The sequence below is a fragment of the Streptomyces beijiangensis genome (assembly GCF_017315755.1).
Classification (GTDB): Bacteria; Actinomycetota; Actinomycetes; order Streptomycetales; family Streptomycetaceae; genus Streptomyces; species Streptomyces beijiangensis.
This window is the reverse complement of record NZ_JAFLRJ010000299.1, coordinates 1-12,187: the sequence shown is the minus strand read 5'-3', so window position 1 is coordinate 12,187 and position 12,187 is coordinate 1. Positions and strand designations below refer to the sequence as shown.

The following is a 12,187-nucleotide window of genomic DNA, read 5'->3' as shown; positions in this document are numbered from 1 at the left end:
AATCGCCGGACGGGCTGGATTAGGCCCGGCAAATTTCAGCCCGTCCGGCGTTTGAGGACAGGCGGGGCCCGGGTGCGAACCCGGTTTCGGGAAGCGGCGGAGTACAAACGGCGGCGGCCCGGATCCCTTCCGGGATCCGGGCCGCCGCCGTACGGGTCAGGTCAGCTTTCGGGCTGGGCTGCCTTCGGGGTGCGCGCACGACGACGCCTCGGCTTCGCCTCGCCCTCCGCGACCGGAGCCTCGACCACGGCCTCGGCCGCGACCTTCGGCTTGGCGACCGCGCGCTTGCGCTTCGGCTTCGCCTCGGGCTCGACCGCAGGAGCGATCTGGAACTGCGGCTCGTCCGCGCTCTCGGGCTTGGCCACCCGCGTCCTGCGACGCTTCGGCTTGGCCTCCGCCTCGATCTCCATCTGGGGCGCGGCCTCGACGACCGGCGCCACCGTCACCACGGCCGCCTCGGCGACCGCGTCCGCGACGGCGACACGGGTACGGCGACGGCGCCGCGGCGTGCGCGACTCCTCCGCCGGCTCGGCCGGCTCGGCGATGTCGGCAACAGGTGCGGCGACCGCGACCGCGACCGGGGTGGCAGCCTCCGTCGCAGACTCGCCGTTGCGCGTACGACGACGCTGCCGCGGCGTACGCGGCGGGCGCTCCTCCTTGACCGGGGCAGCCGCGGCGGGGGCGGACTTGCGTCCACGCCCACCCGTCTCGCCCAGGTCCTCGAGCTGCTCCGCACCGAGACCCGCACGGGTGCGCTCCGCCCGCGGCAGAACACCCTTCGTGCCGGCCGGGATGCCCAGGAGCTCATAGAGGTGCTCGGAGGTGGAGTACGTCTCCTCCGGCTCGTCGAACGGCAGGTCCAGCGCCTTGTTGATCAGCTTCCAGCGGGGGATGTCGTCCCAGTCGACGAGGGTGATCGCCGTACCCGACTTGCCCGCGCGGCCGGTGCGGCCGATGCGGTGCAGGTACGTCTTCTCGTCCTCGGGGGACTGGTAGTTGATGACATGCGTCACATCGTCGACGTCGATACCGCGCGCGGCGACATCGGTGCACACCAGCACGTCGATCTTGCCGTTGCGGAAGGCCCGCAGGGCCTGCTCGCGCGCGCCCTGGCCGAGGTCGCCGTGGACCGCACCGGAGGAGAAGCCACGCGTGGCCAGCTGCTCGGCGATGTCGGCGGCGGTCCGCTTCGTACGGCAGAAGATCATCACGAGTCCGCGGCCGTCGGCCTGCAGGATGCGCGAGACCAGCTCCGGCTTGTCCATGGAGTGGGCGCGGAAGATGTGCTGCTTGATGTTGGCGACGGTCTGGCCCTCGCCGTCGGGCGAGGTCGCCCGGATGTGCGTCGGCTGCGACATGTAGCGACGGGCCAGGCCGATGACCGCGCCCGGCATGGTCGCGGAGAAGAGCATGGTCTGACGCTTGGGCGGCAGGAGGTTCATGATGCGCTCGACGTCGGGCAGGAAGCCCAGGTCCAGCATCTCGTCGGCCTCGTCGAGGACGAGCGCGCGGATGTGACCGAGGTTGAGCTTCTTCTGCCCTGCCAGGTCGAGCAGCCGGCCCGGGGTGCCGACGATGATGTCGACGCCCTTCTTCAGCGCTTCGACCTGCGGCTCGTAGGCCCGGCCGCCGTAAATGGCGAGCACGCGGACGTTACGGACCTTGCCGGCGGTCTGCAGGTCGTTGGTGACCTGCTGGCACAGCTCGCGGGTGGGGACGACGACGAGCGCCTGCGGGGCGTCGGTCAGCTTCTCCGGCGCGGCGCGGCCGGCCTCGACGTCGGCGGGGACGGTGACGCGCTCAAGAAGCGGCAGACCGAATCCGAGCGTCTTGCCGGTGCCGGTCTTGGCCTGGCCGATGACGTCGGAGCCGGAGAGCGCTACGGGAAGCGTCATCTCCTGGATGGGAAAGGGGGACACAATGCCGACGGCTTCAAGGGCTTCGGCGGTCTCGGGGAGAATCCCGAGGTCTCGGAACGTAGTCAGGGTGCTGCCTCTTCTGTGAGACGCGGCCCAAGGCGAACGATGGGGGTCGTACCGTGCTGATCAGCGCGGGACCACTGCCTTCGCTCAAGCGCTCGTGCCGCTGAGGGGGCCCCTCACATCGGAAAAAGTGAGGGCGGTCGGGTGGAGCCGATCGGGCCACCGACCGGGCATCCTCATTCGGATGACCCGTCGAACAAGCTGCAGTACATGCAGAACATTCGACAGGCGCATTACCACTGTACCCCGGATTCGCGCATGTGTGTTGGGTGAATTGAGTGAGAGGCCGTGGTCACAGTGGCTGACCAGCCCCTTACACAATGCGTCGACCGCTCCGTTCGCTCCGCTCTCTCCGCCTCCGCTCTCTGTTCGATACTTGGAGGCGGAGCGCTATTGTGCGCTCCATGGAGACGCCTGACAACGCCAAAATCGCCGCCGACGAAACCCCCGCACCGACCGGTATCGCCGCCCAGGGCTGGGAGACGTCCGCCGCCGACCCGCGGTACCGCGCCGCCGTCGTGGACCTGCTCGGAGCGCTCGCGTACGGGGAGCTGGCGGCCTTCGAGCGGCTCGCCGAGGACGCCAAGCTCGCGCCGACGCTCGGCGACAAGGCGGCACTGGCGAAGATGGCCTCGGCCGAGTTCCACCACTTCGAGCGACTGGCCGACCGGCTCACCGCCATCGACGCGGACCCGACCGGCGCGATGGACCCCTTCGCGCAGGCGCTGGACGACTTCCACCGCCAGACCGCTCCGTCGGACTGGCTGGAGGGCCTGGTCAAGGCGTACGTCGGCGACTCGATCGCCAGTGACTTCTACCGGGAGGTCGCGGCCCGCCTGGACACCGACACCCGCCAGCTGGTGCTCGCGGTCCTCGACGACACCGGGCACGGCAACTTCGCGGTGGAGAAGGTCCGCGCCGCGATCGAGGCCGACCCCCGGGTCGGCGGCCGGCTCGCGCTCTGGGCACGCCGGCTGATGGGCGAGGCCCTGAGCCAGGCGCAGCGCGTGGTCGCGGACCGCGACGCGCTCTCGACCATGCTGGTGGGCGGGGTCGCGGACGGCTTTGACCTGGCCGAGGTCGGCCGGATGTTCTCGCGGATCACCGAGGCCCACACCAAGCGCATGGCTGCACTGGGGCTGGCGGCGTAGAGGGGATGCGGGTGCGGGGGCCCGACGGACGGTGTCCGGCGCAGCCGGCCGAAGCCCGCGGAGCGGTGCGAGGGCGGCGTCGAGGAGGGGTCGCGCTCTCGACCATGCTGGTGGGCGGGGTCGCGGACGGCTTTGACCTGGCCGAGGTCGGCCGGATGTTCTCGCGGATCACCGAGGCCCACACCAAGCGCATGGCCGCACTCGGGCTGGCTGCCTAAGCAGCTGATCGGCGCAGCCGACCCGCCGGGCGCAGCAGCAGGGACAGCAGGACCGTGGCCACCACCACCGCTCCGAACAGCGTCGCCAGCACATGGCCGGGACCCAGTGCGGAGTGCGTGAGGAAAGCGCCGAAGAGGGCGCCGACCGGGCCGGTCACCAGGACCGTACGGCGGGCCGGCAGACGGTCGGACAGCCGGTGCGCGGCGGTCCAGGAAAGGGCGAAACCGAGGAGTACGGAGCCGACGGCTTCCAAGAACATGCTCATGTGGTCCCTCCCGCGAAGCCTGGGCAAATCGGTCGAGGCGGTACTACCCGCAGCTCGCGGAATGCAATCCTCCCCGTACACACGACAGAGGCCCGGCGGTGATCACCGCCGGGCCTCTGTGCTGTGCTCTGCTGTACCGAAAGGTGCTTACAGGGCGCCGAATCCGACCCGGCGCTGTGCCGGCTCGCCGAGCTCCACGTACGCGATCCGGTCGGCCGGAATAAGGACCTTGCGGCCCTTGTCGTCCGAGAGGCTGAGCAGCTGCGCCTTGCCGGACAGCGCGTCCGCTACTGCGCGCTCGACCTCCTCGGCCGACTGCCCGCTCTCCAGAACGATCTCCCGGGGCGCGTGCTGCACGCCGATCTTGACCTCCACGGCTATGTCCCTCCGACGGTCGTGCGATGCGCGGCCAGCCGCGCTGTACGGATCACCACATTAGCCCGGTGAGCGGACGCCCAAGACGTTGCTCGAACACGCCCGCAGCGAACACGGCCGTCAGTGGCCGTCCACCCCGTGCAGCGGGAAGCCCGCGATGCCCCGCCAGGCGAGCGAGGTGAGCAACTGCACAGCGTTGTCACGGGGGATCGCCGACCCGCTGGAGAGCCAGTAACGGGCGACCACCTGCGAGACACCGCCGAGGCCCACCGCGAGGAGCATCGACTCCTCCTTGGACAGGCCCGTGTCACCCGCGATGACGTCGGAGATCGCCTCCGCGCACTGCAGCGACACCCGGTCCACGCGCTCGCGCACGGCGGGCTCGTTGGTCAGGTCGGACTCGAAGACGAGCCGGAAGGCGCCGCCCTCGTCCTGTACGTACGCGAAGTACGCGTCCATCGTCGCGGCCACGCGCAGTTTGTTGTCCGTGGTCGAGGCCAGGGCTGTGCGGACCGCCTGGAGAAGCGACTCGCAGTGCTGGTCGAGCAGGGCCAGATACAGATCCAGCTTGCCCGGGAAGTGCTGGTAGAGCACGGGCTTGCTCACGCCGGCCCGTTCGGCGATGTCGTCCATCGCAGCCGCGTGGTAACCCTGCGCGACAAAAACTTCCTGGGCGGCCCCAAGGAGCTGGTTGCGTCGGGCCCGGCGCGGCAGGCGCGTGCCCCGCGGGCGCGCTGCCTCTGTCTGCTCGATGGCTGTCACGCCGCCTCCCAATGAATAGCTGATCACGCAAAGCTCTGACGTCGCGCCGCCATCGTACTTTTGAGTAACAGTGCTGTGCGCGGTGCGGACGCAGAATTTCACGGACCGGACAGCCTGTGAAGGTGCTTCCCCTGTTCAACCACACCTCAGCTGCGGTAATCGTCCTCGTCGAGCGGGACCACGCGCGTCTGTTCGGCGGCGTCCGCCTCGTTGACCGCGGCCGGATCGATGGAGGTCAGCGGGTCGTCCTCCTGAGGTGTGAGCTCGGTCCGCTGCTCGGCTGCGTCCGCCGGGTCCGCTTCTTCGTAGTCTTCGGGGGTGTCAGTGGGCATGGCGTGCCGCCTTCCCTGGGGGAGCTCTTCCTACGAGCCTAGGAGCGCCGGTGCCGGGCCGCCAGGCAGGCTGTGACTGCGAACACACGATCCAGTGCGTGATCGTCTCGTAACATCGCCTTATGTCTTCGACCGAGCTGCCGGGAATCGCCACATCCGTGGCACCCAGGGTGAGCGCCGTCCGCATCGCCGATGGGGAGAGTCTGCGGACCTGTGTGCTCCCCGGACTGACACTGAATGTGCGCTCCAGGCCCGGGGCGCGGACCGGCCTGGAGCCCGCGCTGTTCGTGCACGGGCTCGGCGGGTCCTCCCAGAACTGGTCGGCGCTGATGCCGCTGGTCGACGACCTGGTGGACGGCGAGGCGCTCGACCTGCCCGGTTTCGGGGACTCCCCGCCGCCGGACTCCGGGGACTACTCGGTCACCGGTCATGCGCGCGCGGTCATCAGGCACCTCGACGCGAGCGGACGCGGGCCCGTGCACCTCGTCGGGAACTCGCTGGGCGGGGCGGTCGCCACGCGGGTCGCCGCGGTGCGGCCCGATCTCGTACGCACCCTCACCCTCGTCTCGCCCGCCCTGCCCGAGCTGCGCGCCCAGCGCACCGCCTGGCCGACCGCGCTGATCGCGGTGCCCGGGGTCGCCGGTCTTTTTGCGAAGATGACCAGGGACTGGACGGCCGAGCAGCGCACCCTCGGGGTGACGGCGCTCTGTTACGGGGACCCCTCGCGAGTGAGCGAGGAAGGGCTGCGCAATGCGGTCGACGAGATGGAGCGCAGGCTTCAACTCCCTTATTTCTGGGACGCGATGACGCGTTCCGCGCGAGGAATCGTGAACGCGTACACACTGGGCGGCCAGCACGGACTGTGGCGGCAGGCGGAGCGGGTGCTCGCGCCGACGCTGCTGGTGTACGGCGGACGGGACCAGCTCGTCTCGTACCGTATGGCGAGCAGGGCGGCGAAAACCTTCAGGGGTTCTAGGCTGCTGTCGCTGCCCGACGCCGGGCATGTGGCGATGATGGAGTACCCCGAGACGGTCGCGACGGCCTTCCGGGAATTGCTGGCCGATAGCAGTAGGAGCTGATCCCGGGCGTGGGACGTCATAGCCGCCGAGGTACCACCGGCACCACCGGTACCGCAGACAACGCCGACACCGGGGGCATACCCGTCGGCGAAAGAACGCGGGTACGGACCGAGCCGGGGAACGGCCGCCGCAGGCGAGCCGCCGAGGAGTCCCACGGGCAGGTGCGCGGCGGGCATCCCGAGCACCGCGAGTGGGGTGCTGACCCGATGCCCCAGCGGTACGGCGACTGGCAGGCCGGGACCCCCCGGGTGCCTGGGCCGCGCCGGGAGTTCGTGCAGGCATTCGAGGCTTCTCCGGGGCGCGCGCCGCGGCCGGATATCGCGCCGCTGGATCCGCCGGCCGTCATCGCGGACCCGCCCGAGACCGCCAAGGGCGGCAAGGGCGGCAAGGGGCGGACCTTCACCGGGATCGCCGCCGCCGCGGTGACCACCGTGCTCGCCGTGGTGGTGGCAGGGCAGGTCACGTCGGGCAGCGGTACGTCGCACGCCGACGCCCAGTCCTCGGGCACGGGCCGGGGCGACAGCTCCGCGGCTTCGCGCGGACAGCAGCGGGCGACGCCGTCGACGCGGGCCGCCGTCGTCCTCACGTACGAGCAGGAGATGGCCAAGCAGTACCCGCTCGACCCGAAGCTGAAGGGCTCGGGGGAGTTCGCGGCGGTGGCCGGTTCGGCGAAGGCGCCGGGCAAGGGGCGAAAGTACCGCTACCGGATCGATGTCGAGAAGGGGCTCGGACTCGACGGTGCGCTTTTCGCCGAGGCCGTCCAGAAAACCCTGAACGACAACCGGAGTTGGGCGCACAACGGTGCCAAGACCTTTGAGCGGATATCCACCGGTACTCCGGATTTCGTGATCAGCCTGGCCAGTCCGGGGACGACCGCCGAGTGGTGTGCGAAATCCCAACTCGACACCTTGGAAGAAAATGTGTCGTGCGATTCGGCGGCGACTCAGCGCGTCATGATCAATGCCTATCGCTGGGCGCAGGGATCCGCGACGTACGGCGCCGACAAGATGTTCCTCTACCGGGAGATGCTCATCAATCACGAGGTCGGGCACCGGCTCGGGCACTCGCATGTGAGCTGCACCACTCCGGGTGCGCTGGCGCCGGTCATGCAGCAGCAGACCAAGTCGCTGGACATCGGCGGGATCAAGTGCAGGCCCAACCCCTGGGTGTTTCCCACCAGTTGAGGAAAGTGCCGGCCGGCCGCTTTATGTCACATTGACATCGGGTGGTTGTTCGTTCATATTTCTCCTCATGTCGCACCGCCTCGTGTCCTCCGATTACGCCGCCATAGAGCTGGCGCTCATCGGCGTGACCGGGCACAGCGTCGCCGACATTCTCTGTAGCTGACGCCTGCCCTGGCGTGCGTCGGCTTCTTTCTCCCCTATGCCGCGCCCGGGCGTATTCCTGCCCGCAGGCGCGGCATTTCTGCATTCCGGACCCCGGTGCTGCACCCCTGCGTGGATTCCCCTGATTTCTTCCGCAGTGCACCGAGAGGCCCAGATCCATGCGTCAATTGTCCCCACGCGCAGCGTCCACCGCGGCGATAGCCCTGGTCCTCGCCCTGGGCGCCGCGGCCTGCGGCCCCAAGGACAGCGGCGCCGCGTCCTCAGACGGCGGCGCGCCGCAGAAGGGCGGCACGCTGACCGTCCTCAACGCCAAGGCGCAGACGAACTTCGACCCGGCGCGGCTCTACACCTCGGGCGGCGGCAACGTCCCCTCGCTCGTCTTCCGTACGCTCACCACGCGCAACCGTGAGGACGGCGCGGCGGGCTCCAAGGTCGTGCCCGACCTGGCGACCGACACCGGCAGGCCCAGCAAGGACGCCACGGTCTGGACGTACACGCTGAAGAGCGGGCTGAAGTACGAGGACGGCACGGCCATCACCAGTGCCGACATCAAGTACGGCATCGAGCGGTCCTTCGCCTCCGAACTCTCCGGCGGCGCACCGTACTTGAGGGACTGGCTCATCGGCGCGGCGAACTACCAGGGCCCGTACAAGGACAAAAAGGGCCTCGCCTCGATCGAGACGCCGGACGCGAAGACGATCGTCTTCCATCTGAACAAGCCCGAGGGCGAGTTCCCCTTCCTGGCCACCCAGACGCAGACGACGCCGGTGCCGCAGGCCAAGGACAAGGGCGCCAAGTACGAGCTGCACCCGCTCTCCTCGGGTCCGTACAAGGTCGTCAAGAACGAGGGCGACGGCGAGCGCCTGACCCTGGAGCGCAACAAGTACTGGTCCGGCGACGACGAGCGCAAGGCCTACCCGGACAAGATCGACGTCCGCTCCGGGCTCGACTCGGCCGTCATCAACCAGCGGCTCTCCGCCTCGGCAGGCACCGACGCGGCCGCCGTCACCACCGACACCAACCTGGGCCCGGCCGAGCTGGCCAAGGTCACCGGCGACAAGAAGCTCGCCGCACGGGTGGGGACGGGCCACTTCGGCTACACCAACTACCTGGCGATCAACCCGAAGGTGAAGCCCTTCGACAACCCGAAGGTGCGCCAGGCGATCTCGTACGCCGTCGACCGCACCTCGGTCGTCAACGCGGCCGGCGGCTCCTCGCTCGCCGAGGCCGCCACCACCGTCCTGCCCACGCAGAAGTCCTTCGGTTACACGGCCTACGACGCCTTCCCCGCAGGGGAGTCGGGCAACGCGGCCAAGGCCAAGGAGCTCCTGAAGGAGGCCGGTTACCCCAAGGGGCTGACCGTCACCCTCACGCACTCCAACGACAAGGACTTCGCGACAAGTCCTGAGATCGCCACCTCGCTGCAGGAGGCGCTGAAGAAGGCCGGCATCACGGTCAAGCTCCAGGGCCTGGAGACCAACGCGTACAACGACACGATCTACAACGTGAAGAGCGAGCCCGGTCTCTTCCTCGGCGGCTGGGGTGCCGACTGGCCCTCCGGCGGCCCCTTCCTCGCCCCGCTCTTCGACGGCCGTCAGATCGTCAAGAACGGCTACAACTTCAACGCCGCCCAGCTGAACGACGCCTCCGTCAACAGCGAGATCGACGCGATCAACAAGCTCACCGACCTCGACGCGGCGGCCAAGCGCTGGGGCGCGCTCGACAAGAAGATCGGTGCGCAGGCGCTGACCGTGCCGCTCTTCCACCCGGTCTACAAGCGGCTGTACGGCTCGGCGATCAAGAACGTCGTCATCAGCGACTGGACCGGCGTCCTGGACATCTCCCAGGTCGCGGTCAAGTAACCATGAGCGAAGCCTTGTTGGTCCAGGAGGCGGGAGCGGCCACCACGGCCGCCCCCGCCTCCGGGGCGTCCCCGTTCTGGCAGCGGCTGCGTACGCAGCGCGCCGTGCTGGTGGCGGCCGTCGTCGTCGCCCTGCTGGTCCTGATCGCGCTCGGCGCCCCGCTTCTCGCGGCGATCGAGGGCCAGGACCCCACCACGTACCACCCGAAACTCGTCGACTCGGCCACCGGCGGAGTGCCGCTCGGTTCCTTCGGCGGGATCAGCGCCGAGCACTGGCTCGGCGTCGAACCGCTCACCGGGCGCGACCTGTTCGCGCGCGTGGCGTACGGAGCACGGGTCTCGCTCGGCGTCGCCCTGGCCGCGACCGTCGCCCAGGTCGTCATCGGCGTCGCCGTCGGGCTCTCGGCCGGGCTCGGCAACCGGTACGTCGACCAGGCGCTCAGCCGGATCACCGATGTGATGGTGGCGCTGCCGGTCATGGTCATCGCCCTCGGCGTGCTCACCGTGGTCCCCGCGAGCGTCCCGCGCCCCGTGCTGATCGCCGGCGTGATCGGGCTGGTCGGCTGGGCCGGCATCTCGAAGATCGTCCGTGCCCAGACGCTGTCGCTCAAGTCGCGCGACCATGTGGCGGCGGCCCGGCTCAGCGGCTGGGGCGGCGTACAGATCGCCCGGCGCGAGCTGCTCCCCGCGCTGGCCGCGCCGGTCATCACGTACTCCGTGCTGCTCTTTCCCGCCGACATCGTCGTCGAGGCGGCCCTGTCCTTCCTCGGGGTGGGCATCAAGCCGCCCACGCCGTCCTGGGGACAGATGCTCAGCGACGCCGACACCTGGTACCAGGCGGCGCCCACCTATCTGCTGATCCCCGCCGCGCTGCTCTTCGTCACGGTGTTCGCGCTGACGGTGCTCGGCGAGGGCGTACGGACCGCACTCGACCCGCGCGCCGCCTCGCGGCTGCCGATCGGTACCTCCCGCAAGAAGTCCGGCAAGAAGTCCGGCAAGAAGAAGGAGGCCGGGGCATGAACCGGTTCCTGCTGCGACGGTTCGGCGGGGCGCTCTTCGTGCTCGTCGCGCTGACCGTCGTCGTCTACGCGATCTTCTACGTCGCCCCCGGCAACGTCGCCCAGATCGCCTGCGGCCCGCGCTGCTCTCCCGCACAAGTGGCCCAGTTGAGCGACAAGTTGCACCTCGGCGACCCGGTCTACGTGCAGTACGCGCACTTCGTGCAGGGCATCTTCGCCGGCCGCGACTACTCGGGCGGCACGGGCACGATCCACTGCGGCGCGCCGTGCCTGGGGATCTCGTACCAGGGCGACCAGCAGGTCACCCAGCTCATTCTCGCGAAGCTCCCGGCGACCGCCTCGCTCATCGTGGGCGCGTTCGTGCTCTGGATGCTGCTCGGGGTCGGCACCGGGCTGCTCTCGGTGTGGCGGCGCGGCCGGCCGACCGAGCGGATCCTCACCGCGCTGACCCTCGCGGGCATGTCCACGCCGGTCTTCGTGATCGGTCTGCTCCTGATCATCGTCTTCTGCTCGACGCTTCAGTGGCTGCCGTTCCCCGACTACGTGCCCTTCACCCAGGACCCCGCCGAGTGGGGCTGGAACCTGCTGCTGCCCTGGGTCTCCCTGGCGGTGATCTCGGCGGCTCCGTACGCCCGGATGACGCGCGCCTCGATGCTGGAGACGCTCGCGGACGACCATGTGCGCACCTTCCGGGCGTACGGGGTCAGCGAGCGCTCCCTGGTGTGGCGGCACGCGCTGCGTGGCGCCCTCGCGCCGATCATCGCGCTGGCCGCGCTCGACGTCGGGATGATGTTCGGCGGCGCGGTGCTCACCGAGTCGCTGTTCGGTATCCCCGGCGTCGGCCGTCAACTGGTCGAGGCCGTCAAGACGGTCGACCTGCCGGTGGTCGTCGGGCTGGTGCTGGTCACCGGCTTCTTCGTCGTCCTGGCCAATGCCGTCGCGGACGTACTGCACGCGATGGCCGACCGACGGGTGGTCCTGTCATGAGTGCACTGGTCGAGGTCGAGAACCTCAGGATCGGGTTCGGCGCCGTACAGGCGGTGGACGGGCTCTCCTTCACCCTGGAGGCGGGGGGCGCGCTGGGCATCGTCGGTGAATCCGGGTCGGGCAAGAGCGCGTCGGCGTACGCGCTGCTCGGTCTGCACCGGGGGAGCGGGGCCGTCGTCACCGGGTCCGTCTCGGTGGCAGGGACCGATGTGAACGCCGCGTCCGAGGCGGAGCTGAGGGCGCTGCGGGGTGCGACGGCCGCGATGGTCTTCCAGGACCCGCTGTCGTCGCTGGACCCGTACTACGCGGTCGGCGACCAGATCGCCGAGGTGTACCGCGTCCATACGAAGGCTTCGCGGCGGGCGGCGCGGGCACGGGCCGTGGAGGTGCTCGACCGGGTCGGGATTCCTGATGCGGTACGGCGCTCGCGGGCACGCCCGCACGAGTTCAGCGGCGGGATGCGGCAGCGGGCGCTGATCGCGATGGCGCTCGCGTGTGAGCCGCGGCTGCTGATCGCGGACGAGCCGACGACCGCGCTGGACGTGACGGTGCAGGCCCAGATCCTGGATCTGCTGCACGAGTTGCGGCACGAGACGGGGATGGGGCTGCTGCTGGTCACGCATGACGTGGGAGTGGCGGCGGAGTCGGTGGACGAGGTGCTGGTGATGCGGGCGGGGGTGGCGGTCGAGCGGGGCCCCGTCCGGGAGGTCCTGGGCTCACCCCGGGATCCGTATACGCGTGCACTGCTTGCGGCGGTCCCGAGAGTGAACGGAGCCCGGGTATCGCGGCCTTCGGCCGCTCGTCCTCAA

At 69.8% G+C, this 12,187-nt stretch carries 13 protein-coding genes; 8 read left to right on the top strand and 5 right to left on the bottom strand.

Going from position 1 to position 12,187, the window contains the following annotated elements; translation table 11 throughout:
* Positions 1 to 161 precede the first annotated feature (161 nt).
* Complete coding sequence (locus J0695_RS27820) at positions 162 to 1,895, bottom strand: DEAD/DEAH box helicase (RefSeq protein ID WP_242553272.1); 1,734 nt, start codon at positions 1,893 to 1,895, stop codon at positions 162 to 164.
* A 491-nt stretch (positions 1,896 to 2,386) separates the two neighbouring features.
* On the opposite strand from J0695_RS27820, the gene J0695_RS27815 reads away from it, so the two are divergent.
* Positions 2,387 to 3,133: a ferritin-like fold-containing protein gene (locus tag J0695_RS27815; RefSeq protein ID WP_206966497.1), complete on the top strand. Its 747-nt coding sequence runs from the start codon at positions 2,387 to 2,389 to the stop codon at positions 3,131 to 3,133.
* Between the two features lie 214 nt (positions 3,134 to 3,347).
* Here J0695_RS27815 and J0695_RS27805 read toward each other — a convergent pair whose 3' ends face one another.
* The 4 genes from J0695_RS27805 to J0695_RS27790 all read right to left on the bottom strand — a co-directional run bounded on the left by J0695_RS27805 (position 3,348) and on the right by J0695_RS27790 (position 5,086).
* Entirely contained in the window at positions 3,348 to 3,611 is a 264-nt protein-coding gene (locus J0695_RS27805) for a hypothetical protein (RefSeq protein WP_206966501.1), read from the bottom strand.
* A gap of 153 nt (positions 3,612 to 3,764) precedes the next feature.
* Positions 3,765 to 3,992, bottom strand: coding sequence for a DUF3107 domain-containing protein (locus tag J0695_RS27800; protein WP_206966495.1), 228 nt, complete (start codon positions 3,990 to 3,992; stop codon positions 3,765 to 3,767).
* Positions 3,993 to 4,112: 120 nt separating this feature from the next.
* On the bottom strand, positions 4,113 to 4,754 hold the full coding sequence (locus J0695_RS27795; RefSeq protein ID WP_206966493.1) for a TetR/AcrR family transcriptional regulator: 642 nt from the start codon (positions 4,752 to 4,754) through the stop codon (positions 4,113 to 4,115).
* Positions 4,755 to 4,900: 146 nt separating this feature from the next.
* On the bottom strand, positions 4,901 to 5,086 hold the full coding sequence (locus J0695_RS27790; RefSeq protein ID WP_206966490.1) for an Rv3202a family protein: 186 nt from the start codon (positions 5,084 to 5,086) through the stop codon (positions 4,901 to 4,903).
* A gap of 122 nt (positions 5,087 to 5,208) precedes the next feature.
* Here J0695_RS27790 and J0695_RS27785 point away from each other — a divergent pair, with 122 nt between their 5' ends.
* The 7 genes from J0695_RS27785 to J0695_RS27760 all read left to right on the top strand — a co-directional run.
* The gene (locus J0695_RS27785) at positions 5,209 to 6,165 is read left to right on the top strand and encodes an alpha/beta fold hydrolase (protein WP_206966488.1); all 957 of its coding nucleotides are present in this window, start codon (positions 5,209 to 5,211) and stop codon (positions 6,163 to 6,165) included.
* 8 nt (positions 6,166 to 6,173) lie between these two features.
* Positions 6,174 to 7,349, top strand: a complete 1,176-nt coding sequence (locus J0695_RS27780; protein ID WP_307798786.1) for a DUF3152 domain-containing protein — start codon at positions 6,174 to 6,176, stop codon at positions 7,347 to 7,349.
* Between the two features lie 67 nt (positions 7,350 to 7,416).
* A complete protein-coding gene (locus tag J0695_RS45745) occupies positions 7,417 to 7,512 on the top strand; it encodes an Ms4533A family Cys-rich leader peptide (RefSeq protein ID WP_344103043.1) in 96 nt (31 codons plus the stop codon).
* Between the two features lie 166 nt (positions 7,513 to 7,678).
* Entirely contained in the window at positions 7,679 to 9,373 is a 1,695-nt protein-coding gene (locus J0695_RS27775) for an ABC transporter substrate-binding protein (RefSeq protein WP_372445834.1), read from the top strand.
* 2 nt (positions 9,374 to 9,375) lie between these two features.
* Positions 9,376 to 10,392: an ABC transporter permease gene (locus tag J0695_RS27770; RefSeq protein ID WP_206966484.1), complete on the top strand. Its 1,017-nt coding sequence runs from the start codon at positions 9,376 to 9,378 to the stop codon at positions 10,390 to 10,392.
* Complete coding sequence (locus J0695_RS27765) at positions 10,389 to 11,378, top strand: ABC transporter permease (RefSeq protein WP_206966482.1); 990 nt, start codon at positions 10,389 to 10,391, stop codon at positions 11,376 to 11,378. The genes J0695_RS27770 and J0695_RS27765 overlap by 4 nt, the downstream gene beginning before the upstream one ends.
* Positions 11,375 to 12,187 (top strand): ABC transporter ATP-binding protein (locus tag J0695_RS27760; protein ID WP_206966480.1); only part of this gene is annotated, 813 nt, incomplete at its 3' end. The genes J0695_RS27765 and J0695_RS27760, both read left to right, overlap by 4 nt.